The organism is Corynebacterium sp. HMSC064E08 (assembly GCF_001811805.1).
Lineage (GTDB): Bacteria > Actinomycetota > Actinomycetes > Mycobacteriales > Mycobacteriaceae > Corynebacterium > Corynebacterium jeikeium_D.
Map to the genome: position 1 here is coordinate 524,497 of NZ_KV806700.1, position 27,000 is coordinate 551,496.

The window sequence follows — 27,000 nt, forward strand, 5'->3', positions numbered from 1 at the left end:
CGACACGCTAAGCGCATGTGAATCTGAGGCTGTGGTTCCATAGAAGCCATGAGCGAAGAAAATAAGGACAACGCAGCCGCTGACAACAGCAGTGATTCGCAGCAGCCCCCGGCAGACACGGCGTGGCAGGCGACACCGCAGGAACCCCAGCAGGATTCTCAGCCGGTCCCCACTGAGCAGGATTTGGAGTCCTGGTCTGCCGACAGCGGTGGGAAAACTAAGTCGTGGTACTCGATTCCGAACGCCGCATGGGCGCTAGCTGTCGTCGCATTGATTGTTGTCGGTGCAGCGGGCTTCTTCGCTGGTTCGCGTTCGGCTAGCTTCAACGGCGTGAGCACCGTCAACATGGCGGGCGTTGCACCAGGCAAGGGCGAGATCGCGCCAGTGCCTGGCCCGAATGGCTCTTTCGACGCCAGCATCTACGGACCAAAGGCGGGAGCACAGCTGAAGTCCCCGGAGGACATGGACAATGTCCACCGCCGCAATGAAAATGATCCTTTTGCTCTCGGTGCAGTGGATGCGCCGGTCGTAATCTCGATCTACTCGGACTTCGAGTGCCCGTTCTGCGCGAAGTTCGCAAACGAAACCGAGCCTGACCTCGTGGAAAAGTACGTCAACGAGGGACTGGTCCGCCTGGAGTGGAACGACATGGCCATCAATGGCGAGAAGGCCATCAAGGACGCTGAGGCCGGCCGTGCCGCAGCAGCGCAGGGAAAGTTCTGGGAGTTCTCCCGTGCGCTGTTTAAGAAGGCCGGGGAAAAGGGCCAGGGCCACCCGGAGTTCACTGAGAAGGACCTGATTGCCGTCGCTCGCGAGGCCGGTGTGCCGGACATGAAGCGCTTTGAAAAGGAGCTGAAGGACGGCAAGTGGACCGAGGCAGTCAAGAATGCCACCCAGTTTGGCTCCATGCTGGGCATTTCCGGTACTCCGGGCTTCCTCGTTGGCACTCAGTTCGTCTCAGGCGCACAGCCTCTTGACGTGTTCGAGGACAATATCGAGCTGGCTCTCATCCACGCTAAGCGCATGGAAGAAGCTGGCAAGTAAGTTGCGCTGACTTGCTGCTAACTTATGCGGGCGAGTGCATGAAGCCGCCCGCGTAAGTTGTGCTAGCCCTGATTCCGGAAGTACTCCACAGTACGGGCAACGCCCTCCTGAATACTCATAGCCGGCTCCCAGCCGAGTACCTCACGCGCCCGCGTGGGATCCAACGCCGACCGCGCCACATCACCAGTGCGCGGCGGTGCAAACTCCGGGTTATCCTCGGCATCCGCAGCCTGCGCCACCAACGAGTGCAGCTGACGATCCGAAGTTTCGACACCGGTGCCAATGTTAAAGCGCATTCCGCCACCGACCTCGCCGGATGCGCGGTAGAAAGCATCCACCACATCGTCGACATACACATAGTCGCGGGTATTTCCGCCGTCACCGAACACCTTGGTCGACTCTCCCGCCAGCAGACGCTGGGAGAAAATAGCCACCACACCGGCCTCGCCGTGCGGATCCTGTCGCGGGCCGTACACATTTGCCGGCGCGATGTGCGAGCATTCGAGCCCGTAAAGATTGCGGAACATATTCAAGTACAGCTCGCCCGTCGCCTTTGAGGCGGCATAGGGGCTCATCGGATTGACCGGCACGCTTTCCGACACCGGAAGCTCCTCCGGCGTGCCGTAGATGGAACCGCCCGAAGATGTAAACACAACCTTGCGGACACCGTGCTTTCGGGCCGCATCGGCAAGTTTGATTGTGCCAATGATGTTCAGCGTCGCATCCCGCACCGGGTCGGCTACGGAAATCCGCACATCAATCTGCGCTGCGAGGTGGAAAATAACCTCCGGACGGCTTTGCTCGAGCAGCTCGTCCCAGTCCACCTCCAGCACATCGGCGGTTATGAACTCAAAGTCGTCGTTAAGCGATGCCTGCTGGAGGTTTTCCAGCTTTCCGTGGGAGAGATCGTCCAGCGCCGTGACCGCGTACCCTTCAGCCAGCAGCCGGTCAACCAGCGTCGAACCGATAAATCCCGCACCACCCGTCACCAGCGCACGCGGTTTCGCGCTTGCCGACGATTCTGTCATCGCGGTGGCCGGTGATTCGTTCTTGTGCTTCTCCATAGGAAGAACTATAGGCGCTTAGTAAGGAAAACCGCTTATACGTGTGCCAACCTCACATTGACGGGGTTGATTAATCTTCCGAGGAATGCGAGATTACTCAGCGCGCTGTGGCAGGTTGACAGTGGAATTGAAGAAAATAACCAAGCCCATCAGGATGGCGATGACCATACCGCCACCGAGCATGACCGGGTAGGTCATCCAGGAGATGGACTGGGAGAGCTTGGTCAGAATTGCCGGGAATGCGAAGCCGATGTAAGTCAGGCAGTAGAAGATACCGGTCAGCCCGGCCATGTCGCGCGGGCCGGCGATGCGCTGGACCTCGTTGAGGCCGGTAAACATGGCCAGGCCGTAGCCCGTGCCCAGCACCAGCGCTGCAATAAACGCCGTCACTGCGGTGGGGTTGGTGGACATCCATGCGGCCATTCCCATGCCGATGACCACAATGCCAATTGCGATTAGCGAACCGCGGGCGTTGTGCTCGGTTACAAAGCGTGGACCAATCTGCTGAATGCCAAAACCACAGAGTAGCGCAAACAGTGTGACCATCGCGGAGTAGAACACTGGCTGGGAGACGTGGTCCTGCAGCAACGACGGAATGATTGCGTAGGCAACACCGGCTGCACCGAAGACCCACGGCGCTCCCATCGCGGCGACGAGCAGGAAGCGACGGTTAGTTACCGAAGGGGTGTGTAGGGACTCCCAGACAGTCTCGTGCGGAGCGTTGCTGCCTCCCAGGTGCGGCGACTGGCGGGTCTCCGGCACAGCCACAAGACCGAAGATTGTCGGGATGGAGATCAGGATGTGGATGATATAAGCCAACTGCCCCGGCAGCGGTGCGAACTGCGCCAGCGTGCCGGCAATGCCCGCGCCTAGGCCAAAGCCCAAGGTCAACGCCATGGACTGACGCTTCGCTCCCGAGGTGGAGGTGGCCTTGGGGTCAAAGCGCGGATCGGAAAGCTCCTTTACCCACGAGCCGCCCACGGCCATGACAATGCCGACTGCCAAGCCCGAGATAAAACGACCAGTGAGGATGAGCGGGGCGATGGTCTCGCCCAGCGCGATGAGAGTCGAGCCCAGAATCGAGAGCACCGGCGCGGCGAGCATCACCGGCTTACGGCCGATACGGTCCGAGATTGGGCCAGAAATCAGCAGTGCCGGTGCGATGCCGAGGGCGTAGACCAGCAATAGAAGGTCAATGAACACCGGCGCCAGGTCGGCGTTTTCGCGGTACATCACCATCAGCGGTGTGAATTCATTGCCACCCCACGCGACGGCGAAAACTGCAATTGCGGCGAGCAGCCACAACGGCGTGCCTTTATTGGATTTGGCCCTGCCGTGAGGTACCTCATTTTCATTGCCGTTAGTTCCTGCGTGAGAAGACATGTCGTTTACTTTACGACGGTCCCCAGCGTCTTACGCGCAATGGTGGAAATTGAGTTACGGGGGCTAACCACAAAAGATGTGTCGGGGTGGTTTCGGCGCTTGGCGCTACCACCGCCCCAAAATGCCCCTGAAACCTGGGGCTCACACCCCCGTCTCGGGGTGGCATGTTGCCGACCTTGCGCCCCTGCCCCATCCGGGGGCAATGATCTTTTCGACACTACATCGTTATTATTCCGTTACTTCTTTCATATCTTGCGTCACGTTTGCCACACCATTCACATAACTTCTGATTATATAATTACAAATTAGTTCAATGTGGGGGTAGCCGAACAGCCATAAAACGCAGATTTCCCCTATTTAAGACAGTCTCACGCACAAACGGCCATCAGGTCGCACACATTAGGCCGAAAACGACCCATCGTTAAGCAGCGCCCTTTCCGCACCCTTTGCATACCCCCGATTCCACCTTTCCTAGACATTCAGGAAATGAATCCGGTCACAAACAAAGGAATTCGACCGCCATTCACCACCCCCTATTACCCCCGTTGTTCACTTTTTGTCATCGCTCGCTGAAGTTCAAACGCTGGTCGCTACCGACCTGGCTGTGTAAGAATTCGACACCGTCAAACAATCTGTCCATTCCCCAAACGCTGGCTGAGAAAAACCTGGGGCGATTTCTGCACGACCGCTGAGATCGCCAAGGTCCTCGATGGCCGTGCGGACGGGTATGTAAAGAAAGTCTTGTTATTTATGACTACTTCGATCATCGCGAATGATCCCAAGCAGCGCCGCAAGGTACTCACGGGAACTCTCGTGGGTACGACCATCGAGTTTTATGACTTCCTGATTTACGCTCAGGCCGCAGCTATCGTGCTCGCTCCGCACTTCATCGAGCCGGCTGCGAAGTCGAACCCACAGGTCGCTCAGGTGCTCGCCTGGGCAACCCTGGGTATTTCCTTCCTCTTCCGCCCGCTTGGCGCTATCGTCGCCGGCCATATCGGTGACCGCTACGGCCGCAAGATGATTCTGGTCTTCACCCTCATCGGCATGGGTGCAGCTACTTTCTGTATCGGTCTGCTGCCGACTTATGAGTCAATCGGCATCGCTGCACCTATCCTGCTGGTTCTGCTCCGTATCTTCCAGGGCCTTTCCGCGGGTGGCGAATGGGGCGGTGCAGCCCTGATGTCCGTGGAGTACGCACCGAAGGAAAAGCGCGGTATCTACGGCGCATTCCCGCAGGCCGGTGTTCCGCTGGGTCTGACCCTGGCTACCGGCACCATGCTGATTGTTATGGCAATCATCGGCGAGGAAGCCTACATGGACTGGGGTTGGCGTGTGCCATTCCTGCTGTCCTTCATCCTGGTTCTGATTGGTTACATGATTCGTCGCACCGTCGACGAGTCCCCTGTCTTCCAGGCTATGCAGGCTGAGTCTGCTGAGCGCTCCGCTCCGCTGCCGGAGCTCTTCCGCAACCACTGGGGCAAGGTCATCCAGGGCGCCCTGATCTTCGCTGCTCAGCAGGCTACCGGTTACCTCGTGATCGCATTCTTCGGCGCTTACGCACAGAAGACACTGGGCTACCCCGCAACCGTCGCTTGGACAGGCACTCTCGTCGCCGGTATCTGCTGGACCATCTTCATGTTCATGGCCGGCGCTTGGTCCGACCGTATCGGCCGCGCCAAGACCTTCATCATCGGCTACGTCCTGATCATGATTTGGGAAGCCGTCATGTGGAACATCCTGGATAAGGGCCCGTTCCTCTACGTCATGACCGTTGCAGTCCTCACCCTGCCGCTGGCGCTGACCTTCGGCCCGCAGCCGGCCATGTACTCCGAGATGTTCCCGGCTGAGGTTCGCTACTCCGGTGCTTCCATCGCTTACGCTATCGGCGCTGTCCTGGGTGGTGCATTCGCTCCGATGATTGCCCAGATGATCATGGACGCCACCGGCAACCCGTTCTACATTTCCATCTACCTGATGGTCATGGCTATCCCAGCCCTGATTGCCCTGTTCCTGCTGCCGAAGGGTCTTGAAGACCGAGACCTCATCGAGCACCCGGAAACTAACCTCGACGAAGTTAAGTCGCGCGTCTAGTTCTCAGAGCTAAGGGCTCTGCCCCACCGGGGCGGGCTGATTCCGCGAGCCGTCGTCAAGCACTGCACAACGCAGCATTTGCTTGACGACGGCTTTTGCGTTTCCGCCTTCCTTTTATCTCGGTAACTGGTTTTCTCTTGCCGCGGCCCCGATTTCCTCATGAGTTTCTCAGTCGAAAGCGGCTGACAAGCCCCAGATATCCCATTAACGTTGGGTTATGGCACAGACTTCTTCCAGCTCCGCGCGAATCCCCCGCCGTCGCTCGACCGACGGTCCGAAGACGCTCCCCTCCCGTCCTGAACCGGAAGTGGCAGGTGCACTGCAAAAGGCCCTGGACGGCTATTTCCCCGAGGCGCGCGCTGATGTCCGCGTCCTTCTAGAAGACCCCTCCCTGCGGCCCACCTCTGGGCTGACCGTGGAGGAGGCCAGGCAGCACACCACCGACGCGCTTTCCAAGGTGCTTAAGACCGGCATGCCCTATGGCGCTTTCCGCACTGACCAGGGCGGCACGGGAGATACCGGTAGCACTCTCTCCGGGATTGAAATGCTCGGCTGCACCGACTTGTCGTTGATGGTGAAGTCCGGCGTGCAGTGGGGCCTTTTCGGTGGCGCTGTCAGCAACCTGGGAACTGAGCGCCACGGCGAGTTGGTGCGTGACCTCATTGAGCTGCGGGCTCTCGGCTGCTTTGCGATGACCGAGCGCGGCCACGGCTCGGACGTCCAATCACTCGAGACCACGGCGCACTACGACCCCGAGACGGAAGAATTCATCCTCAATTCCCCTACGGCTTCCTCTGAGAAGTGGTTTTTGGGCAATGCCGCGCGCGATGGGCGCTGGGCTGCGGTCTTTTGCCAGCTCTACACACCAGGGCAGGAAGAATCCCATGGTGTGCACTGCATTGTCGCTCGAATCCGCAATGATGATGGTTCGCCTGTCGACGGAGTTGCTATCGGCGACCACGGCACCAAGGGCGGCCTCTTGGGCGTGGACAACGGCACTCTCATGTTCGATCACTACCGCGTGCCGCGGGAGAACCTGCTTAACCGTTTTGCAGATGTCTCGGCCACTGGCGAGTACAGCAGCGATATTGACAGCCCCAATGCACGGTTTTTCACAATGCTCGGTGCCCTCGTGCGCGGCCGCGTGACAGTCGGTGCGGCCGCTGGTGCGGCAACCCGCACCGCATTGACCATCGGCACCAAGTACGCACACTTGCGGCGCCAATTTGCTCCCGACGATTCGCTGCCGGAAAAGAAGCTCATTGAGCACCGCCAACACCGAATCCGACTACTCCCCCGCATTGCGCGTTCGTACGGTCTGCAATTTGCCACCAACCTGCTAATCAAGCGGATTCACGACCTCGAAGCGGAGGGGCTGGACCGTGCGAATCTCACCCCGGAGCAGGCTCGCGATTTGCGTGAAGTGGAGGCGCATGCCGCCGCATTGAAGGTCGCCAACACCGCACATGCCACCGACGCCATCCAGGAGATGCGTGAGGCCACCGGTGGAGCCGGCTACATGGCAGAGAACCTGTTGACCATTCTCAAAGAGGACTCCGACGTATTCACTACCTTTGAGGGCGACAACGTGGTGATGTTGCAGCTGGTCACCAAGGAACTCTTAGGTGGTTTTGCCCGGGAGGTACAGAGTTTTTCCAACCTGGAAATGGTGCGCTTCGGCCTCGACAATTTCAGTGGCATTTTGCGCCGTCGCACCGGTGCGGACGCCGTCGTTCAGAACCTCTTGGATGCGCTGACTGACGCTGATGAGTCCTCGCTCTTTGACCCCGCCAGCCAGATGCAACTGCTCATCGAGCGCGAAAATCGACTTCTCAAGTCCCTAGCTCGCAGGCTGCGCCCGGCGCGGAAACTGCCTGTGGAAGAAGCCGTGAAGCTGGTGGACAAAGTCCAGGACCACATGATTTCCTGCGCGTGGGCGCATATAGATCGCATGATCTTGGAAGCATTCTTCGAAGCCGAATCCACACTCACAGACGAGCGCTCTCAAGAAGTGCTCGAGCAGGTTCGTGATGTGTTCTTCCTGTCGGTCGTCTGCGATAACGCCGGCTGGTTCTTGGAGCAGTCACTGCTCACCGGTACTCGCACCAAGGGTGCGCGGGCGGGCTTGGCTGATCTGGTTGATTCCCTTGGCCCCTGGTCTGAGGTACTTGTCGACGCCTTTGGCACCCCCAGCACCATGCTGGATATCCCCATGATGGAGCCTTACGACGCAATGACGCCGAAGGCTAAGGCCAACCCGGCTAGTTAGCGGGTTGGCCGGTTGGCTACTGCGCCAAGAATCCTTCCAGCCCAGCCACAGTGGCCTCTGCCAAGCGCTGACGGCCTTCGTTGGAGTTTAAGAGGGCAATATCGCTGCTGTCGCGCATGTTGCCGTATTCGACCAGCGCCTTTGGCTTCGTCGATAGGTTGAGTCCGGTGAGGTCTGCGCGCGGATTCAGCCCCTGGCTGCCAAGGTAGTTGGATGGAGCAAAACCGGCTGCGACGAAAGCATCGCGCAGCGCGGTTGCCAGCGCGGTAGATCCCTGCTCGTCATTATTGGCGAGCGGCTGAGAGATCGCAGACACATGGAATCCGCGGTTGCCCTCTCCAGCACCATCTGCGTGGAGGCTCACCACGGCATCGGCGTTGGAGGCATTTTCCTTCTCCGCACGGGCATCGATGCAATCTGCACGACCGGTGTCATCCTCGCGGCTGAGTAGCACCTGGGCACCGCGCTGTTCGAGCAGTTGCTTGATTTCCTGTGCCATCAGCCAGTTGAACTCGTGCTCCGGGAAACCGTCGTTGGAAGCAGTTCCGGAGGTATTACACGGCTTCTGTCCACCACGACCATCAGTGACCATCATGTCCGCTGATGGTGGGGTGCCGGCGTGTCCCGGGTCGAGATAGATGACCTTGCCGGCTACAGCGCTGGAGCCGTCGGCACGCGAAGTAGCGCGATTAGCTTGCTGTTGTTGTGCATCGCCCGGAGCGACTGCGTCGGGGTTAGCAGAATCAGGCATTGCAGACTCCTCATTCGGCGGAGTGGGGTTCGGCATCTGCATGGCTTCTTCCTCAGCTGCCAACGACGTTTGCGTTTCTGTCGACGCAGCTTGCTGAGCGCTTCCTGCTTTGGAAGCCTCCGTGTCGATGGTGCAAGCTACAAGACCGGCTGGCAAAACTGCCGCAGCCACCAAAGCCACAGCTAGTCGTCCTGCTGATCGCTGCACTGCTAGTCGCTGGTGTCCGGACTGCCGCATAGTGCGTTCTCCTAGTTTCCGCGTACCTGCCTTGTGCTGAGTAACAGTACCAAACACTCGACTGAGAGTCCCCAGCTCCGAAAGTCCCTCCCCCTTCGTCTCGGAGAATCACCGCAGTCCTCGGCCTGCCGCTGGATTCACTCTACTCATGTTTGACCGATCCAAAAAATAAAAAACGGGACCCCTTTAGAAGGATCCCGGTTCCAACCGAGCCGCCTGCGAGAATCGAACTCGCGACCTTCTCATTACGAGTGAGACGCTCTACCGACTGAGCTAAGGCGGCACGCACATTGCGCCGAGCTTTCAAGCAAGCAGAAATAACCCTGCACAAAATGTACAAGCGGTAATACTACTGCACTGCCCCCATCGCTACCAAAATGGGGCCTACAGTCCGCTAAATTGGGAGCTTCTCCCGGATTACCTGCGGCCAACCTGCCCCGCGATCTGCAATTTAGCCATCAATTCATCCATCAAGACCGTCAACTTCACTGCAGTCACGAGCATGCCCCGCACCTCGGTGACAGCATCAATGGAGGCCAATATCGCCTCCGGCGGAAGGCGCCGGGCTAGCTCCGTGGCTGTCCGACGACGGTCGGGATTAATGAGGTAGACGGAGCCATCCCCAAACTCGGAATCAGCGTCAGAAGCCGACCCACCACGCTCGGCCCCAAACGCCAGCACCAGGGCGTCACGGTAAAGCCCCATAATGTCGGTCAACGACAGGTCGATCAGATCCGACTCCGCGCGCCTGCGTCGCCGCTTCTGATTTTCCTCCAGCTCCTTGATAACGCCCTTAGAGCCACGCAGTGCCGCCTGCGCTCCCTTACCGGACGCCCCGACGCCCAGCGAACGCTCGAGGTTCTCCAGCTCCTCAGCCTCTAGCGGCTCCATCCGCCGCTTGACCTCGCCTGCTACTTCGTTGGCTAGCTCACGCGCCGCCACGTACGACTTCGCCGGGTCGAACACGGCCTCCACGAAATCCAGAGCCTTGCCCCGCCAGGCACGCGAGCCCTCATCGGAGACAAAGCCGCGCGCACGCCCAATGTGACCATTGGACACCGTCGCGGCCCAGACCGCTTGCTCGTCGGTAAGCTCTGGCCGCTCGGCGCGCAGGAGGTTTGTGACATCGTCGATATGCGGCGTCGGCACATAGACATGGCGGCAGCGCGAACGGAGCGTGACGGAGAAATCCTCCGCGTTCGTCGTTGGTGCGCACATGATGATGACGGTGCGCAACGGCGGCTCTTCCACCACCTTGAGCAGCGCATTTGAGGCGGATTCGTTGAGACGGTCGGCGTCTTCGATGATCAGTACGCGGCAATCCGCCGTCGTGGGCATCTTGTAAGCCCAGGGCCGCAGCTCGTCCCTCACCGTCGCCACCGAGATAATGGTGCCCTCCGGGCGCACGATTTTGATGTCGCCATGCGTTCCCGCCAGCGCCGTCCGGCAGCCCTCGCACTCGCCGCATCCGGGGTTGTCATGCCTCGTGCACAGCAGTGCCGCCGCAAACGCCGTCGCCGTCACCGACCGCCCCGACCCCGCAGGACCAGTGAACAGCCAGGCGTGCGTCATGTCCGAGTCGCGTGGCACATCGCTTAACGACGACCCCGCGTCCCCACCTTCCGGCGAAACCTCCGCCCCATCGCCTGCCAGCGGTTGACCATTGGCAAAGCGATAATGCGCAGCGCGCACAGCAGCCTGCAGCCGCTGGCGTACCCCACCGGTTTCGGGCATACGAGAAAACACGCTGCGCTCTGTCATGGCCACAACTCTAGCGCGCCCCACAAGACTCTTGTGAGGTAACTACTCCCTGCAATCCGGGGTTGCCACTAAGGTAGTAGTCATGCAACGGCTCTGGCGAAATCTGAAATGGCTAAGTGGGACAATGTGGCCTGCTTATGCCTCATTTATCTTCGTCTGCAACCTTGTCGGAGCCATGATTGTCGGCTTGTTCCTCGGCATGCTGTTGCCACTGAACCAAGAAACTCACTTGCCACGGTTGGCTAATAGTGTCATTTATGCCCTGGCTGGGTACCTGGTTCTGGCAATTATCGCAGGTATCGGCACTACCTGGATCCTGTTCAAACCGCTGGTGAAATGGCAGCGTCATCCGGATATGCACGATCCGCGGCGGGTGCGCTATCTGGTCATGCGCGTGCCCGTCTACCAGGCACTTTTGGGTACCGTCATCTGGTCTTTGGGCGTGATTGTCTTCAGCGGAGTCGCGTTCGCCTATGACAGCAAGATTGGCATGATGGTGCTGCTCACCTCGGTACTCGGTGGCGCAATGGTGGCGCTGTTGACCTATCTGATTGCGGAGCGCATGGTGCGTCCGGTTGCTGTGGAGGCGCTGGCGCGTAGGGCTCCGGATTCCTCGCTGGAGCCACCGATTGGTCACCGCCTGCGCCAGACATGGGTGTTGACCAGTGGTGTTCCAGTGGTGGCAATCCTGCTTGTGCTGATTGGTCAGCGCCGTGGCCTATTCACAGATGATGCGGCAGATTTGCTGCCCACCATCACCGCGCTGGCAATTCTGGCTCTGATTACCGGCTATTTCGGCACGATGCTGGCCAGCATGTCCATCGTTGACCCGATTCGGGATCTCACGGGCGCAATTAACAAGGTCCGCCAGGGCCAGGTGGATACGCGCGTGCCTATTTACGACGGCTCCGAGATGGGCGTTCTCCAGGCGGGTTTCAATGAAATGATGCGTGGCCTGCAGGAGCGTCAGCGGGTCCGTGACCTCTTCGGCCGCTATGTCGGGTCTGAGGTCGCCCGTAAGGCTCTGGAAGAAAAGCCGACTTTGGGCGGCGAGAATCGCCTCGTCGCGGTGCTGTTTGTGGACGTGATTGGTTCGACCAACTTCGCGGAGAAGAACTCACCAGAAGTCGTTGTCCGTGAGCTCAATGCCTTCTTCGACCACGTTGTTGACTGTGTGCACCGCAATAAGGGCATTATCAACAAGTTCCAGGGTGACGCGGCTCTGGCTGTCTTCGGCGCTCCCCTGCCCCTCGATGACACTGCTGGGCACGCCCTCACAGCCGCCCGTGAACTGCGCGAGGAACTGCTCGACCTCCAGCTCACCGCAGGTATTGGCGTCTCCGCCGGGCACGTTGTCGCCGGCCACATCGGTGCCCGCGACCGCTTTGAGTACACGGTCATTGGTGACGCGGTTAACCAGGCTGCCCGTCTGACCGAGCTGGCCAAGGACACCCCGGGCCGCGTGCTCGCCACGGCTTCTACTATTCGCCTGGCTAACGAGGACGAGCAGGCTCGCTGGACCACCCTGAAGTCTGTGGAGCTGCGTGGCCGTACGCACATGACGCAGCTTGCACGCCCGGTGCGCCCGACGCTTGCCGACGAAGCCTAGGGCTCGTTGGGCGCCCAGTACCCCTAGACTTCTCAGACGGCGAGCACACTTACTCCACCGAGAATAAATCTCCTGGCTGGCAGTCCAACGCTTCGCACAACATAGTGAGCGTCGTGAATCGCACGGCCTTCGCCCTGTTGTTTTTCAGCACTGAGAGGTTGACCGGAGTGACCCCGACCTGTTCGGAAAGGGCTGCCAACGTCATTCCGCGGCTTTCAAGCAGCTCATCTAAGTGGCACACAACCTTCGCCATTTAAATGAGTCCTTCCTGATCTTCCTGCATTCGCGCAGCTCGGAACAACATAACTCCGAGAGTGGAGATGACTATCATAGGCACAAACCATATTCCCAGGTGCTCATTGAAATCGGCATGATCACGCTGGTACCACGTGCTCAGATTCAGGCTACTTGCGACCCAGTTTTCGCCCATATGCTGCAGGAAACTACTTGCCGGATACATCGCTACCAGCCAGGAGATAGCCATAACTCGTCGCGCAGTCTTAACTGTAAAAAACTCGCCTTTCAGGTACGAGAGTGAGAACAACACGCAGAGCACGGCAATCGCGGCGACGATAGCGCATCGAACAACAGTCGCAGCAATAAACAAGGAGAGGACTCCACCACTCATAACCTCGATAGGAACCCCTTTGTCACTTCCCAGCACTTCGGGCAAAAGCAGGGTCAGATCACTGGGGAACTGCTGATGAAGAACCGGATGGCGGAGCTGGAGCAAAATGTAAGCCAGTGCAAACACTCCGGCAAAAAGGCTCACGATTACATCCCGGCGCTCCTTAGTTTGATTGACATACGGGTCCTTTGGCTTCTTGGTCTGTGGAGATGCCATAGCTAACTTCCTTACTGCACCGTAATTGGCGCGGTTAGTGAGATTATTCTGCGGGACGCTTGGAGCTGCAGCCAAACCCCCCGACACATCGTTATTCGATGTATCGATTTTCGATACTATATCGCTTTTCGATATGCCGCAAGGCTCCTGCAACAATCGCCGTCCACCGCCAACCTGCGCACCCTCCCGCCAATCCTTTACGTTGGAGGAATGACTGACAACCGACCCAGTTCTAGCCCCAACCCCAGACCTCGCATGCTCGTCCCCGACGCTGCGCGCGGGTTCGCTCTCCTCGGCATCGCGATCGCGAACATTGCCACCGCCTGGCTGGTTGCAGATCCCGAACTGCCCGCAGCATTCTTCGGCGGCGTCATAAGCGACAGCATCGCCGACAAGGCCACCGTGCTGTTTACCGCCGTGACCGCACACAATCGCGGGTTGCCAATGTTCGCAACGCTGCTCGGCTTCGGTGTCGGACTCATTGTCCGCAGTTTGGCCAGGAGGAACTTTCCACGGTCGCGGGCGCGGGTGGTCGTCGTAAAGCGTTATGCGTTCCTGGGGCTGTTCGGCATCGCGCACATGCTGTTTCTGTTCTTTGGCGACATCATGTTTCTCTATGGCATCTGCGGCATCATCCTCGGGCTACTTATGGGCCTCAGCAACAAGGTGCTGACGATTCTCGCGTGGATTGCGCTGACGATCAACGCTGCACTGAGCCTGCTGTTTTTGGGATTCGTAATTGCGATGCCCGACGCCGAGTTCGTCGGCTCCGACATGAGCCAGTTCGTCAACGGCGGTGCGATTGAAACAAGTTACCTGGATATGCTCGCCGCGAATCTGCAGGTCCTGACAATGAGCATCACTACCCTGCCGCTGCAGCTGTTCCTCTACCTGCCGGTGATGATGATTGGCTTCGTGTGGGCTCGCAAGGGCGTGCTTGACGACGTTGACGCGCACCGCCCCCTGCTTATTCGGTGGCTCGTGGTGGCTGTGGTCGTGGCTTTCGGTATCGGCATCCCTATGGGGTTGGCAGCGATTGGTGTTCTTCCAGCCGGACAGCACATGGCCTTCGTGGTTATCAATAGCTTTGCTGGAGTCTTCACCGGCCCGGGAATTCTGGCCGGTTTGGCGCTGGCGCTGCAGCCGCTCCAGCGACGTCTGAACGCGGGCGCGGCTGTGCCTGGCTGGTTGGTGCCGATTGTGGCACTCGGTAAGCGTTCGATGACGGGCTACCTGATGCAGTCGGTCATCTTCTTTGTGCTGGTATACCCGTTTATGCTGGACATCCCGCGCGACATGGGCGCGTTCGTGCAAACTCTCATTGCTGTGGGCGTCTGGTTGGTGACATTGTTCGCCGCGTGGGCGATGGAGCGTCGCGGCATGCAGGGGCCGTTCGAGAAAGTGCATCGCCGGCTGTCGTACGGGCCGACAATGCGGGCGGAGTTGGCCGGGGTCGGCGGCCCCAAGCCTGCTCCGCAGGATGCGCCGGGTGCGCCGAGCGCGGCGGGCACGGCGGCCCCTTAAGCCCTACTTGCCCCGGCGGGTCGCCTTCACCACTCGCTTGGTGGTGCGCTTGACCGCCTTCCTGGTGGTCTTCTTCGCAGCCTTCTTCGTGGTCTTGCGAGTCGACTTCTTGGCAGCCTTCTTGGTGCCGCCATCAGCAGCTTCCTTCGCGCGACGCTCAGACAGCAGCTCGCAGGCGCGGGCATCAGTCAGCGTCTCAGGGGTATCCCCCTTGCGCAGCGAAGCATTGGTGACGCCATCGGTGACGTACGGACCGAAACGGCCATCCTTCACCGACATCGGGCGACCGGAGACATCGTTGTCACCCAACTGCTTCAGCGGTGGCTTCGCAGCAGCGCGACCGCGTCGCTTCGGCTCAGCGTAGATACGACGCGCCTCGTCCAAAGTCACGGTGAAAATCTGCTCTTCGTTGGCCAGTGAACGCGAGTCCGTGCCCTTCTTCAGGTACGGACCGTAACGGCCATTCTGAGCGGTAATAACCTCGTTATCGACCGGATCGACACCGACCTCGCGCGGCAGGCTCATCAGCTTCAGAGCCTCTTCCAGCGTGACAGTCGACGGCTCCATGGAGGAAAACAGCGAGGCCGTCTTCGGCTTCAGAGTTTCCTCGATGATTTCCGCGGTGCGCTTTTCCTTCTGCTTGGCGGCGGTCTTGGTTTCCCAGTTCTTCTTCCGCTTGCCCTCCGCAGCGCGCTGAGCGTCCTCTTCGGCGCGTTCAGCTGCGATGATCTCCTCAGCCTTGGCTACGACACTCTCGCGTTCTTCATCGGTGACCAGCTCGGTGACGTAGGGGCCGTAGCGGCCATCGCGAGCAACAATCATGCGGCCATTAGCCGGGTTAATGCCCAGTTCACGACCGCCCTGCGGCATCGCCAGCAGCTTCTCGGCAGCAGCCAGATCCAGCTCGTCCGGAGTCATGGCCTCCGGGATGTTGGCACGCTGCACCTCGTCGGCGCCGTTTTCACCGGCCCCCGGGCGCGTACGCTCCAGGTACGGCCCATAGCGGCCAACGCGAACGATGATCGGGTTGCCCTCGGCATCGTCGAAAAGGTGGAGCGAATTGACCTTCCGAGCATCAATCGATTCCAAGTTCACATCGATGATGTTCTTCAGACCACCGTGGGTCGCAATAGCGTCGGCTCCCTTGTGGCGGTGATCCTTGTCATCGCCGAAGTAGAAACCGGTCAGCCAGGTCGTGCGATCCTTATTGCCCGCAGCAATGCCGTCGAGCTCATCCTCCAGCTCGGAGGTGAAGTCGTAGTTGACCAAATCGGAGAACGCTTCCTCCATCAGCCCCACCACGGCAAAGGCCACCCACGAGGGCACCAGAGCGTTGCCGCGGGAGTAGACGTAGCCGCGATCCTGAATGGTCTTGATAATCGACGCGTAGGTCGACGGACGACCAATTCCCAGGTCCTCCATCTTCTTCACCAAGCTGGCCTCGGTGAAGCGCGCAGGCGGGTTGGTGGAGTGACTGTCGGCACTGAAGTCCGTGGCCGTCAGGCCCTGGCCTTCCGTCAACTGTGGCAGACGCTTCTCGGCGTTGTCGGCGACCTTGCGACCGTCGGAAAGCGCGGAGACCTCGACGTATGCCTTGAGGAAGCCCGGGAAACGAATCGTGCGTCCAGTGGAGGCGAACTCGACGGCGTGTGTGTCGGTAGCACCTGCGATGGTGACCTTCATGGACGTGCCGCGCGCGTCGGCCATCTGCGAGGCGACGGTGCGCTGCCAGATTAGTTCGTAGAGTTTGAACTCCTCGGCATCCAGCGAGCCAGCCAGCTGACCTGGCGTTGCGAATGTCTCACCAGCCGGGCGAATCGCCTCGTGCGCTTCCTGCGAGTTCTTCACCTTGCGCGAGTACTGGCGCGGCGCATCGGCGACGTATTCCGAGCCGTAAAGCTCCAACGCCTGCTTACGCGCGGCGTCGATGCCGGCCTTGGACAGCGTCGTGGAGTCGGTACGCATGTAGGTAATGTGACCGTTTTCGTACAGACGCTGCGCCACACGCATCGTGCGCTCAGAGGTGTAATGCAGCTTGCGGCCGGCCTCCTGCTGCAGCGTGGACGTCATAAACGGCGGGTACGGCCGGCGGGTGTACGGCTTCTCCTCCACCGACGCGACCTTGAGCTCAGAGCCCACGAGGTCCGCCGCCAGGGTTTCGGCGAGCTGCTTATCGACGACCCGAATGCCCTCAGACTTCTTCAACTGGCCACGGTCATCGAAGTCGCGGCCCTGCGCTACGCGCTGACCATCAACGCTGGTCAGGGTTGCGACAAATTCCTTCGGCTGGTTGGCATCAGCAGAAGCCGAGCCGGTGTCCAAAGTTGCGGCGACATCCCAGTACTCAGCGGAGATAAACGCCATGCGCTCACGCTCACGCTCGACGATGACGCGCGTTGCCACCGACTGCACACGGCCTGCCGACAGGCGCGGCATGACCTTCTTCCACAGCACCGGGGAGACCTCGTAACCGTAGAGGCGGTCGAGGATACGGCGACCTTCCTGGGCATCGACCAGGTTCTGGTCCAGCTCACGAGTGTTGGCGGCGGCCTCCAAGATGGCCTGCTTGGTGATTTCATGGAACACCATGCGGCGCACCGGCACCTTGGGCTTCAGAACCTCCAGCAAGTGCCAGGCAATAGCCTCGCCCTCACGGTCGGGGTCAGTTGCGAGATAGAGTTCGTCGACTTCCTTGAGCTTGGCCTTCAGGTCGGCGACTTTCTTCTTCTTATCAGCGCTGACGACATACAACGGAGCGAATCCGTTGTCGACATTAACGCCCAGACGAGCCCAGGGCTCCTTCTTGTAACGAGCCGGAACGTCGGCTGCGCCACGGGGCAAGTCGCGAATATGTCCCACCGACGCCTCCACGATGTAATCATCGCCGAGATACGGCTGAATCTTGCGAGCTTTCGTCGCCGACTCGACAATTACAAGGCGCTTGAGGCCGTCTGAATTCGCCATAGAAGTTTTTCTATCCTGCAACGTTGAATGTTTTTGACTGTTTAGATTCTGGTTTTCGTTTAAATCTTGGGGTTCTTGGCCGGACTCTGGCCGGGCTTCAACTGTGAGAAGCCCGCAATCGGTTCCAACCGGTTCCGATCAGTGCAAATCAGTTCCCGGCCGCGTTCTCCCCGGAAGATTATCTGGAAAGAATATGAAGAATATAAGGAATACCGTACACACAATCTAGTTTGTCGCGCGGATTCCTCAAGTATCGGGCGGATTTTGGGTGTGACTGAAGGGGCTGCTGTGGGGGATCCCCGGTGGCCGGCAGTTGCCGACCCGACGGCTGCTGTGCGGCTGGCCATGATCATCCCCGTGGCTGTCAGTGGCTGGCCACGACAGGCCGCAGCGGGCGCAGCCGCCGCAGCGGCCGCGTGATCGCGGGCTGCAAATGTGAAACTGTATGAGTTTATGACACTTTCAAGCCATTTTTCGGGCCATTTTTGTCATAAACGTAGTCAGTAACTCGGATTGACCCACTGCCACCAGAAATGCAAAAATCCCACGCAGAAATTACTTTCCGCGTGGGAGAATCAAGGCTCACCCCATGAACACAACATGGACCTTGAAAAGCCAAAAATTCCGTGCGCCAAACCAGACAATAGCCCAGTTCAACCCGGAAACGGTTGACTTACAGAGGCTTCACGTCCAGAGCCTGCGGACCCTTCTGGCCCTCACCAATCTCAAACTCGACTGCCTGGTTCTCTTCCAGCGTCTTGAAACCAGTGCCCTGGATCTCGGAGTAGTGAACGAACACGTCGTTGCCACCGTCAGCTGGGGCGATAAACCCGAAGCCCTTCTCCGAGTTGAACCACTTCACAGTACCCTGTGCCATTACAAAACTTCCCAACTTCAGGATTCGATAAAACAAGTATTCGCCACGCACATCCGGCCACACACGATGGGGTAAACACGGCCAAAGCACCCTTTCGCCTCGTGCGAGTTTTTGCTGGGTGCCCGTTGGCGGGCGATACACTCAAAAAGTCTGCCACGTTTGGGGCGCGAGCGCCGATTAGGAACAGCTTCTTGCCACCCCCGTAAACCCGTGTTCGAGACCCTGACAAACTGGGGTGTCGAATAGCGAGAATGTGGCTGATAGGCAGCGTCGTCAAGCATATGAAGTGCGCGTTTACAGGAAAGGGTGGTGTCGGTGGAGTCGTTTGGGCGGGAGCTGCTGGGGCCGGTTATTCGTGCGCATCCGCGGGCGACGGTGACGCACATTGCGGATCTTCCTGCACGCGCTGGCGTGACTGCGCCTTGGCCTGAGTGGGTGCCAAATTGGCTGAGAGAAGTGCTGGTAGATCGCGGAATTGAGAACCTGTGGACTCATCAGGCGACAACCGCGAACCTTGCCCGCGAGGGCGTGCACTGCGTCGTCGCGACGGGCACGGCGTCGGGTAAATCGCTCGGCTACCTGCTGCCCGTGCTCACAGAACTGTCCGCCACCCCCGCGGCCACCGCGCTGTACCTCTCTCCGACCAAGGCGCTGGGCGCCGATCAGCTGGACACTGCACGCGCGATGGCGCCGGTGTCGCTGAGTTCACTGATTTCGCTTTACGACGGCGACACCCCACAAGATGCCCGGCGCGCCATTCGCGACCATGCCCGTTGGGTGTTTACGAACCCCGATATGCTGCATGTTTCGGTCCTCGGCAACCATGTTCGGTGGACGCGGATGCTGCGCAACCTGCGCTATATCGTCGTCGACGAATGTCATGCCTATCGAGGCGTGTTCGGCGCCAACGTCTCCCAAATTCTGCGTCGCCTCCTGCGGCTATCCCGCGAGTACGGTGCCTCGCCGACCGTGATTTTTGCCTCTGCGACGACCAACGACCCCGCTGACCAGGCTCGTCGCCTCATCGGCGAGCCTGTCGAGGCCATCACCGAAGACGGCGCCCCGGTCGGCGAGCGGACTATCGCCCTGTGGGAACCCGGCCTGCTCCCCGACCTCCAAGGCGAGAACGGCGCCCCCGTGCGCCGCCCCGCCCCGACCGAGGCCGCGGACATCATGGCCGACCTGCTTGTCGAGGGCGCCCGCACCCTGACCTTCACCCGTTCGCGAAGCAGTGCCGAGAAGGTTGCACTCGGGGTGCGCGAGCGCCTGGAAAAGCGCCGCCGCAGCGATATCGCTGAGCGCATCGAGTCTTACCGCGCCGGCTACCTGGCCGAAGAACGCCGCGACATCGAGCGCATGCTCGATGACGGCAACCTGCTAGGTGTCGCCACCACCAATGCCCTGGAGCTGGGCATTGACGTCGGTGGCCTCGACGCGGTGGTACAGGCCGGTTTCCCGGGCACGGTCGCTTCATTCTGGCAGCAGGCCGGCCGCGCGGGTCGTCGTGGTCAGGGCGCACTGGTGGTGTTGGTGGCTCGCGATGACCCCATGGACACGTACTTGGTCCACAACCCGTCCGCACTGCTGGGCAGGCCGGTGGAAAAGACCGTCTTCGATCCCCGCAACCCGCATGTGGTGTGGTCACACCTCTACTGCGCGGCTGTGGAGAAGCCCGTCACCACCAGCCAGCTTCAAGCGTGGGGAACTTTGCCCGTAGCCGAAGACATGGTGTCCGCAGGCTGGTTGCGCAAGCGCACCTGGGAAGGACAAGAGCCCGTCTACTACCCAACCGACCGCGATGAAGGGCCGCGTATCGCCACTGCTCACGATGCCGTGAACGTCCGTGGCGGCGATGGCCAGGAAGTAGCTATCGTCGACCAGACCGATGGTCGACTGCTTGGCACCATCGATCTTGGCCGGGCGATGCAGCAGGTCCACGACGGTGCCGTCTACTTGCACCGCGGCGAGTCCTACGTTGTTGACCAACTGGACTTCAATAGCCTCGTCGCCCTAGTCCACCCCGAGCAGCCACGCTATTCCACCAGCTCGCGCATGGACACCACCATCCGCATCCTCGATATTGACGATATGCGCCACTACCAGGGCTTACAGGTCGCCTCCTGCCAGGTCGAGGTCTTTCACCAGGTCACCTCCTATCTTCGTCGCCTGGATACCGGCGAGATTCTCGACAGTGTTGAACTTGACTACCCTCCACAGCGCTTGGTCACGCGCGCCGTGGCCTACACAATGCCCGAGTCCACCCTGCGCTCGTGGGGCGTGGGCTCCGACATCGCGCCGGGGGCTCTTCACGCAGCCGAGCACGCGGCTATCGGCATGCTGCCACTGATTGCCACCTGCGACCGCTGGGACATCGGCGGTGTTTCCACGGTCATGCACGCCGATACCCAGCAGCCCACCGTTTTTGTGTACGACGGGCACCCTGGTGGTGCGGGGTTTGCCGACCGTGGCTACGAGGCCTTCGCGCAGTGGATTCGCGCGACCCGCGATGCCGTCGCCGCCTGCGAGTGCGAATCCGGCTGCCCATCGTGCATCCAGTCGCCCAAGTGCGGCAATGGCAACGATCCGTTGGACAAAGCCGGCGCAATCAAGGTGCTCAGTGGGGTGTCGCGCGCGCTTAACGACGGCCAGTAGCAGCATCCTCCACCGCTACCGGCCCTGCTCTGGACGTGGCTTTTCTCTCCTTTCGTTGGACGCTGACCTGCACGTCCTCCCCATCAATCTCACAGGTCACAAGGCGTGCGTGGTTAGCTTTTGCGATTGACCCCGCAGCTTTGCAGGCGTCGTCGCTCTCTTGCGCTGCCACGGCGCCGGCCACCGCGGCCAGGTCCGCTGCTACCGCTGCCTGCCGAGCCTGCACCACCCTCACCCCGGCCGTAACTCCGACCAAAGTCAGAACGACGAAAGCGGCGATGAACAGTGCGGCTGCGACTGTGGTGGAACCTTCTTCTTCGCGGAGAAGGCGGGCTGTCACGTTTCTCATGACGATGCCGCTCTTTCCCGCAGTGCGACCGCGCGTGCTTCCAGCGAAAATGGCCCCGCTGAGCGCCGAATGGTCACGCGCACGGTACCGGAGGTTTCCGATATCGCGACCTGCCCATCCGCGTCGGCGCGGAGCTCGGCTACTGTCTCCACATCGCCCCGCGCCTCAGCCCGTGCGATGGCTCCGGCTGCGTCGGTAAGCCCTAGGTACATTGCGATGGTGACCAGCCCTGACAGAGCCGTGACCATGACCGTGACCAGCGCCGCGAGACCGAAAGCGGTTTCTACCGTCGTTTGGCCTTCGTCGCCGACGCACAGGCGATGAAGCGTAGAGCGGATGCGGCTAGACATCGGTGTTGAGCGCCCTTTCGATGATGTCGGTAAGCGCCTGGGTGATATCGCCGCCGGTCACGATGGTGTAGAGCAGGGCTCCGAAAGCGGCGGCAGCGATCGTTCCGAGAGCATATTCCACGGTTGACATGCCATTTTCCTCGGTTACCAGTGCGCGCAGACGCTTGTGCAAATACGAGCGCAGCTGGGACTGCGCAGCGGTCAGCGGATTGGTTGAAGAGTTGGTTGGACGGTTGGCTGGATGGTTGGAGTTTTGAGTGGTCATGAGTGTTTCCCCCTATGTGGATGTCGAGTGACAGGTCAGTTGTGAGGTGTGGTGCGTGTTGGATTGCGGCGCGGCAGGCGGCCCGCGCGCCCGAGCGAAGCCACAGCTGAGAGCGCAACCAGCACTACATTCGGCGCGTGCCAGCGCGCGAGGCTTGGCGCAGAAGTGTCCACGCTTCATGACGGCATCAGTCCTGCAAACATTTCGTCGGCAAGCCCAGCGATGGTGGGCACCAACCCCAGCACCACAAACGCGGGTAGAAAGCACAATGCCAGCGGCCCGGCAATGAGGACACCTGCCTTTTCGGCGACGGCTTGCGCCGCATCGTGCGCTTGACTGCGGTACGTGGCAGCGGTGTCTTCCAATGCCTGCGCCAGAACGGTGCCGGATTCGCTTGCGCGGCGCCCAGCTGTCGCCAGGGGTACGAGCGCGGGTGTGGCAGCAAGGCTGTCCCAAGCTGAGTGCGCGCCCACGGACAACCTGGCGGAACACTGTCGAAGTGGCTCGGCCAGCTCAGGGTCTGCACCATCGGCGGCTGCCGCCATGGCCTGTGACAACGGCATGCCAGAGCTCAAACAAGCGCCAATGATGTCGAGGGCTGCTGCGGCATCGAGCAGCACAACCGGGCTGATGCGCTCACCGCCAATGACAGTTCGCGCACGTTCCCGCACCTGTGCGACAATTTGCGACACCCGATTGGCCACCTGCCGGCGTACGCTTCCCCGCGCGCGAGCATCCGACTCGGCTACCAATTCGGGCAGTCGGCTGCGGACGGGATTGAACGTCGGCAAGCAGAGGTAGACGGCGATGAGAAGTGCGGCGGCGATCACTGTCCGGCCTCCGCGCGATCGATGATGGCGACGGCCCATTCGATGCCCGCGCACACCAGCCCGACACCGATGACCAGCACGATTCCTCCGATGCCGCGACTGAGGAACTCGAATGGGGACGCTCCGAACGCTTGCCCCATGACCAAACCGAACACCGGCAGTGATGCCAAAATGGCAATCGTCATGCGTGGTCCCGCCAGCGCGGCAGACGTCTGTGAGCGATGCGCCTGACGAGCCTGCAAATCACCCCGCGCGCAGTCCAGCAACCCAGCCAAGCTCAGACCGTGTTGCTGCGCCACCGTCCACATACGCCCAATCCGGCGCAGTTGCTCCGAAGATTCTTCGCTCTCCCACGGGTCGGCGAAGTTCGCGCGATGCGCCGCGTGCGCGAGATGGTCAGCCAACACAGTCTCATCCCCTGACCTGCGCAATTCCGCCGCTGTCGCGTTGAGCGCTCGTGATGCCGCCGCACCTGCGCGCAGCTGCGCGGTCAAGGTTTCCAGCGCTACCGCAGCGCTGTCCGCTTCCCGACGTTCGCAGCGCCTCTCCCCCACAGCGTGCACTACTGCCCCTGCGGTGCGGCCCAGCAACAGCCCGGCTATGACACCTGGAATCCCGGCGAGCCACAACAACACGAGCGCCGGGCCTGCAACGATGAGGATTGATAGCCCTGTAGTTCGATTCGCACTGCCAGTGGTTGCTGCACTCGACCCCGTGGAACCAGCACCAAGTCCAACCATGCGCTGCAACCACTTCAGCCCGCCGGACACCTCGCGGGCACGGCCTGCCAGTGCTCGCGAGCGCACCGCCGCCGAGCTGTCCGGCCAGATAGCGACTGCTGCAGCCGCGCCCCCAATGAGCATCGCCACGCTAAATCCCTCCCCCATAGCTGTTAACCTCCCCGTCTAATCCCCTGGCTTTTCCTCTGGTCATTCCACCGGTTATTCCCCGCCGACCAGCAACTTCTGCAACGCTTCCCAACCCGGCCCAGGCCCATCCCGAGCAGTCCAGACCTCCACAACCTCCGGTGGGTTACCCCTCAGCAGCCCGATCTGAGCCAGCCGGCGAACATCAGCGCGTTCGACCACCAACACCACCTGCACCGCCGAGACCAACTGCGCATGCAGCCCGGCGCGACCAAGGCCACCGATCAGCCCCAGGGCCTCAAAGCGCGCGACGACATCCCCGATGCGGTTGGCGTGAATTGTTCCCGCCCCACCGCGATGCCCCGTGTTCAACGCTGCCAGCAGATCCACCACTTCGGCGCCTCGAATCTCCCCGACGACAATGCGGTCGGGACGCATGCGCAGCGCCTGCTTCAGCAACTCCTGCTGCCCAATCGCACCGGCACCCTCCAGGTTGGCGGCCCTGGTCACCAGCTTCACCACATGCGGATGCTGAGGTTGCAACTCCGGAGTGTCCTCGATACACACAATGCGCTGGTCAGGATTAACTTCTGAGAGCATCGCCGCCAATAGCGTGGTCTTTCCCGCACCCGTGCCTCCGGCAACAATAAATGACAGCTGTCCCGCCACGATTCCCCGGAGCACCGGCAGAATCTCTGGTGGAAATAGCCCGACATCGCATAGCTCCGCAAGTCCGCGACGAGCCGGACGCAGCACCCGCAGGCTAATCTGAGTGCCGGTCGCCGACGGTGGTGAAAGCACCGCATGAACTCGCACACCACAGCCGCCGACACCGCCAGGAATATGGCCGTCGGCCCAGGGTTGCGCGTCGTCAAGCCTTCGTCCACACCGCGAAGCGAGCCGCACCGCATACGCGCGCACCTCGCCCTCGTCCGCGAAGGAAATCTCGGCGCGCTCCAGTCCGTTGCCGGCGTCGACCCAGACCTCGCCCGGCGCGGTGACCAGCACATCGCTGACACCCGGGCGTCGCAACAGCGCATCCAACACACCCGCGCCCACCGTTTCCTCGCGAATCGTGCGCAGAATCTCCAGCACCTTCACATCGGAGACAACCCCCGAGGTCTCTGCGCGAATGATGTCGGCGACCTCGCTATGCGATGCCACCCCAGGCCGCTCCGCAAGCGCCGTCCGCACCGCCGCCAACAGCCTGACGTCATCCATCGCCACCACCGCCGACAAGGGCAAACATCGCTTCCAATCCCCGCGTCAGCTTGCCGACGGCCCCAGCGAGCCCGCCCACATCTATCTCGTGAGCTACCTTCTTGCAGTACTCAATCTCACCAACAATAGGCAGGTCGAGAGCGTATTCCACCTCTTCGACACTGATATCGCGGTACTGCTGGTACCTCACTGCAAGATTTGGGGTGAACCCCGCTTGTGCACAGATGCTCGCCAAGGGGCCAGCGGCTGCGATGGCTCGAACGGAGGTGGGCAGGACTATGACGGTGTCATCGGCAAGCGCGCCGAGAGTGGTGACGTACTCCACCTGCTTCGGGCAGTCCACGATGACCGTAATTCCGGCATGAATAAGGCAACTAATGGTGCTGGCAATGTGCCGGACATCGTCGGGCCTGTCGATTCTGTCGGTTCTGTCGGCGCTGTCGAATTTGTTGTTCGCAGAGGCGTGGTTGTAAGTCGTCTCGGGCGTGCGACTGCGAGTCCACGTCAACACTTTCAGCGCGGGCGATCGCGGGCAGGATGGCAGTGCTTCGTAGAGTGCCGCCCCGTCGAGACGGCCATCAGCAGCCGAGAAATCTTGCCACCTCAATCCCGGTTCCGTTTCCATCCCGAGCACCAGATCAATGCCTCCCGCCAGCGCGTCCGCATCCACCAAGCAGATGGGCCTTTCGCGGGAAAGAACCAATGCACTCGCTGCCGCCGCGATGGAAGCACCGGCACCGCCGACCGCAGGAACCAACATCAGGCACGTTGCCGAGGAATCGGTTGTAATTGCCGGCACGTTCGGTACGGGTTCTGTACCTGGCGCTGTAATCACGTCGGTGCTTGCAGGTGACGCTGGGTTCTGATGGTGGTTCAGGAGGCTCGAGCCGTTTTGGTGATCGGTGGGATTCGGAGCATCCGGGCGTACGTCGCCACGACCGAGCAGTTCGACAATATCGACGTTATCCGCGGGCAAACTGGCGCTGTAAACAGGCGCTAAAACCTTCGCTACCTGCACATCTTCCGCCTCAGTATCACTGCGGACCAGGAAGATCGCTCCCTCACTATGAGGCCGTCCGGTCAATCTTCGGGCTGCCGGTGCATCGACGAACACCGCTGGTGCCCGACGCCACAGGGCCGATGACACTCCCGCTCCTGTCGATACTGACGATGGGGAAGGCTCTGGGGCTGATGATGATAGTGATGCTGGCGGCGAAGCAAATGTTTGTGCGGCCACTGACGCTGCAGCCACAGGTGGCACGGTCTCCTGCACACAGTCACGACCGGTAGCAGCGACTATGAGCGCAACCTCTTCACGCAGCGCTTCATCATCGACGGCGTTGACTACTGGATTTGTTGGAGCCTCGGTTCGCTGAGCCATGGACAGTTTCTTGATCGCCATGGCCATAGCGTGCACTACAGGGCGGATTCAATGATGCCCACAAGGGGCCAAAACCTCGCTGTCTGTGGATAATTTTCAGACTGTGGATAACTGCAGAACGCCACGTCGCCTTTGCCTTATGCTACTGCGTAGCATGACTACTGCGCGGCCTAGCCAATGCAAGTTAGTGACTGCGTTTATGTCAGGTGGCGTTGGGTCGATGCGAGTTAGTGACTGTGTTTATGACAAAAATGGCACGAAAAATGACTTGAAAGTGTCATAAACTCATACAGTTTCACATTTGCAGCCCGCAATTTTTACTACGTACCCCTCAACATTGGGCCAAAAAGGGGCGACGCCCCGCGCCGGGGGGGGATTGGCGCGAGGCGTCTTTAACCGGCTCGGGGGGGGATTGAGCCGGGGCGGCCTCGCAGTCTGTTTCTAAAAAGAACAAGAAGGGGCCAGCCACGTCCAAGTATTACATATCCCGAGGAATCTGCAAATACCTTACAAAGGATTTAATGCCCAATATGTTCGATGTCACGTTTCCTCGATTAATCGCGCCCAGGAAATGCCGCGCCCCAATCGCCGCCAAGCCCCCACGACCGCCACCGCCCCAATCGCCCCAGTCCCCCACCCAGCAGTTAAACACTCATAATGCTCTC

The 27,000-nt window shown here is 60.5% G+C and carries 22 protein-coding genes and 1 tRNA gene; 7 read left to right on the top strand and 16 right to left on the bottom strand.

Going from position 1 to position 27,000, the window contains the following annotated elements:
- The first annotated feature begins 48 nt into the window (after positions 1–48).
- Complete coding sequence (locus HMPREF2820_RS07975; protein WP_070603577.1) at positions 49–1,044, top strand: DsbA family protein; 996 nt, start codon at positions 49–51, stop codon at positions 1,042–1,044.
- A gap of 62 nt (positions 1,045–1,106) precedes the next feature.
- Here the strand turns inward: HMPREF2820_RS07975 and HMPREF2820_RS07980 are convergent, their stop codons facing one another.
- Both HMPREF2820_RS07980 and HMPREF2820_RS07985 read right to left on the bottom strand, forming a co-directional pair.
- The gene (locus HMPREF2820_RS07980) at positions 1,107–2,072 is read right to left on the bottom strand and encodes a GDP-mannose 4,6-dehydratase (protein ID WP_070603670.1); all 966 of its coding nucleotides are present in this window, start codon (positions 2,070–2,072) and stop codon (positions 1,107–1,109) included.
- 129 nt (positions 2,073–2,201) lie between these two features.
- Positions 2,202–3,491: an MFS transporter gene (locus tag HMPREF2820_RS07985; protein WP_070603578.1), complete on the bottom strand. Its 1,290-nt coding sequence runs from the start codon at positions 3,489–3,491 to the stop codon at positions 2,202–2,204.
- A gap of 750 nt (positions 3,492–4,241) precedes the next feature.
- On the opposite strand from HMPREF2820_RS07985, the gene HMPREF2820_RS07990 reads away from it, so the two are divergent.
- Both HMPREF2820_RS07990 and HMPREF2820_RS07995 read left to right on the top strand, forming a co-directional pair.
- Positions 4,242–5,585, top strand: a complete 1,344-nt coding sequence (locus HMPREF2820_RS07990) for an MFS transporter (protein ID WP_070603579.1) — start codon at positions 4,242–4,244, stop codon at positions 5,583–5,585.
- A 217-nt stretch (positions 5,586–5,802) separates the two neighbouring features.
- Positions 5,803–7,854 (top strand): acyl-CoA dehydrogenase family protein, encoded by a 2,052-nt coding sequence (locus HMPREF2820_RS07995; protein ID WP_070603580.1) that lies wholly within the window; start codon positions 5,803–5,805, stop codon positions 7,852–7,854.
- Between the two features lie 16 nt (positions 7,855–7,870).
- Here the strand turns inward: HMPREF2820_RS07995 and HMPREF2820_RS08000 are convergent, their stop codons facing one another.
- The 3 genes from HMPREF2820_RS08000 to HMPREF2820_RS08010 all read right to left on the bottom strand — a co-directional run bounded on the left by HMPREF2820_RS08000 (position 7,871) and on the right by HMPREF2820_RS08010 (position 10,603).
- The gene (locus HMPREF2820_RS08000) at positions 7,871–8,842 is read right to left on the bottom strand and encodes an N-acetylmuramoyl-L-alanine amidase (protein WP_070603581.1); all 972 of its coding nucleotides are present in this window, start codon (positions 8,840–8,842) and stop codon (positions 7,871–7,873) included.
- A gap of 210 nt (positions 8,843–9,052) precedes the next feature.
- Positions 9,053–9,125 (bottom strand) — tRNA-Thr (locus HMPREF2820_RS08005).
- A 134-nt stretch (positions 9,126–9,259) separates the two neighbouring features.
- On the bottom strand, positions 9,260–10,603 hold the full coding sequence (locus tag HMPREF2820_RS08010; protein WP_070603582.1) for a DNA polymerase III subunit delta': 1,344 nt from the start codon (positions 10,601–10,603) through the stop codon (positions 9,260–9,262).
- An 82-nt stretch (positions 10,604–10,685) separates the two neighbouring features.
- Between HMPREF2820_RS08010 and HMPREF2820_RS08015 the strand changes: the two genes are divergently transcribed.
- A complete protein-coding gene (locus tag HMPREF2820_RS08015) occupies positions 10,686–12,212 on the top strand; it encodes an adenylate/guanylate cyclase domain-containing protein (RefSeq protein ID WP_210398709.1) in 1,527 nt (508 codons plus the stop codon).
- Positions 12,213–12,261: 49 nt separating this feature from the next.
- Here HMPREF2820_RS08015 and HMPREF2820_RS08020 read toward each other — a convergent pair whose 3' ends face one another.
- Positions 12,262–12,465, bottom strand: a complete 204-nt coding sequence (locus HMPREF2820_RS08020) for a helix-turn-helix domain-containing protein (RefSeq protein ID WP_005511351.1) — start codon at positions 12,463–12,465, stop codon at positions 12,262–12,264.
- On the bottom strand, positions 12,466–13,056 hold the full coding sequence (locus tag HMPREF2820_RS08025) for a hypothetical protein (protein ID WP_070603584.1): 591 nt from the start codon (positions 13,054–13,056) through the stop codon (positions 12,466–12,468).
- A gap of 210 nt (positions 13,057–13,266) precedes the next feature.
- Between HMPREF2820_RS08025 and HMPREF2820_RS08030 the strand changes: the two genes are divergently transcribed.
- On the top strand, positions 13,267–14,580 hold the full coding sequence (locus tag HMPREF2820_RS08030; protein ID WP_370546024.1) for a DUF418 domain-containing protein: 1,314 nt from the start codon (positions 13,267–13,269) through the stop codon (positions 14,578–14,580).
- Between the two features lie 3 nt (positions 14,581–14,583).
- Here the strand turns inward: HMPREF2820_RS08030 and topA are convergent, their stop codons facing one another.
- Positions 14,584–17,544: a type I DNA topoisomerase gene (topA, locus tag HMPREF2820_RS08035; RefSeq protein WP_070603586.1), complete on the bottom strand. Its 2,961-nt coding sequence runs from the start codon at positions 17,542–17,544 to the stop codon at positions 14,584–14,586.
- Between the two features lie 288 nt (positions 17,545–17,832).
- On the opposite strand from topA, the gene HMPREF2820_RS11075 reads away from it, so the two are divergent.
- Positions 17,833–17,964, top strand: coding sequence for a hypothetical protein (locus HMPREF2820_RS11075; RefSeq protein ID WP_255468755.1), 132 nt, complete (start codon positions 17,833–17,835; stop codon positions 17,962–17,964).
- Between the two features lie 253 nt (positions 17,965–18,217).
- Here the strand turns inward: HMPREF2820_RS11075 and HMPREF2820_RS08040 are convergent, their stop codons facing one another.
- Entirely contained in the window at positions 18,218–18,421 is a 204-nt protein-coding gene (locus HMPREF2820_RS08040; protein ID WP_005511370.1) for a cold-shock protein, read from the bottom strand.
- Positions 18,422–18,736: 315 nt separating this feature from the next.
- On the opposite strand from HMPREF2820_RS08040, the gene HMPREF2820_RS08045 reads away from it, so the two are divergent.
- On the top strand, positions 18,737–21,073 hold the full coding sequence (locus HMPREF2820_RS08045) for a DEAD/DEAH box helicase (protein WP_070603672.1): 2,337 nt from the start codon (positions 18,737–18,739) through the stop codon (positions 21,071–21,073).
- Here the strand turns inward: HMPREF2820_RS08045 and HMPREF2820_RS08050 are convergent.
- From HMPREF2820_RS08050 to HMPREF2820_RS08080, 7 genes are all read right to left on the bottom strand, one after another.
- Positions 21,057–21,422 (bottom strand): Rv3654c family TadE-like protein, encoded by a 366-nt coding sequence (locus HMPREF2820_RS08050; RefSeq protein WP_070603587.1) that lies wholly within the window; start codon positions 21,420–21,422, stop codon positions 21,057–21,059. The two genes, HMPREF2820_RS08045 and HMPREF2820_RS08050, sit on opposite strands and share 17 nt — an antisense overlap.
- Positions 21,419–21,772: a TadE family type IV pilus minor pilin gene (locus HMPREF2820_RS08055; protein WP_070603588.1), complete on the bottom strand. Its 354-nt coding sequence runs from the start codon at positions 21,770–21,772 to the stop codon at positions 21,419–21,421. Before HMPREF2820_RS08055 ends, HMPREF2820_RS08050 begins: the two co-directional genes overlap by 4 nt.
- Positions 21,765–22,037 (bottom strand): DUF4244 domain-containing protein, encoded by a 273-nt coding sequence (locus HMPREF2820_RS08060; RefSeq protein WP_070603589.1) that lies wholly within the window; start codon positions 22,035–22,037, stop codon positions 21,765–21,767. Before HMPREF2820_RS08060 ends, HMPREF2820_RS08055 begins: the two co-directional genes overlap by 8 nt.
- A gap of 176 nt (positions 22,038–22,213) precedes the next feature.
- Entirely contained in the window at positions 22,214–22,867 is a 654-nt protein-coding gene (locus HMPREF2820_RS08065; protein ID WP_070603590.1) for a type II secretion system F family protein, read from the bottom strand.
- The gene (locus HMPREF2820_RS08070) at positions 22,864–23,754 is read right to left on the bottom strand and encodes a type II secretion system F family protein (RefSeq protein WP_070603591.1); all 891 of its coding nucleotides are present in this window, start codon (positions 23,752–23,754) and stop codon (positions 22,864–22,866) included. The genes HMPREF2820_RS08065 and HMPREF2820_RS08070 overlap by 4 nt, the downstream gene beginning before the upstream one ends.
- 54 nt (positions 23,755–23,808) lie before the next feature.
- Complete coding sequence (locus HMPREF2820_RS08075) at positions 23,809–24,954, bottom strand: TadA family conjugal transfer-associated ATPase (protein ID WP_070642808.1); 1,146 nt, start codon at positions 24,952–24,954, stop codon at positions 23,809–23,811.
- The gene (locus tag HMPREF2820_RS08080) at positions 24,947–26,356 is read right to left on the bottom strand and encodes a CpaE-like family protein (RefSeq protein ID WP_246822243.1); all 1,410 of its coding nucleotides are present in this window, start codon (positions 26,354–26,356) and stop codon (positions 24,947–24,949) included. Before HMPREF2820_RS08080 ends, HMPREF2820_RS08075 begins: the two co-directional genes overlap by 8 nt.
- Between the last annotated feature and the right edge of the window lie 644 nt (positions 26,357–27,000).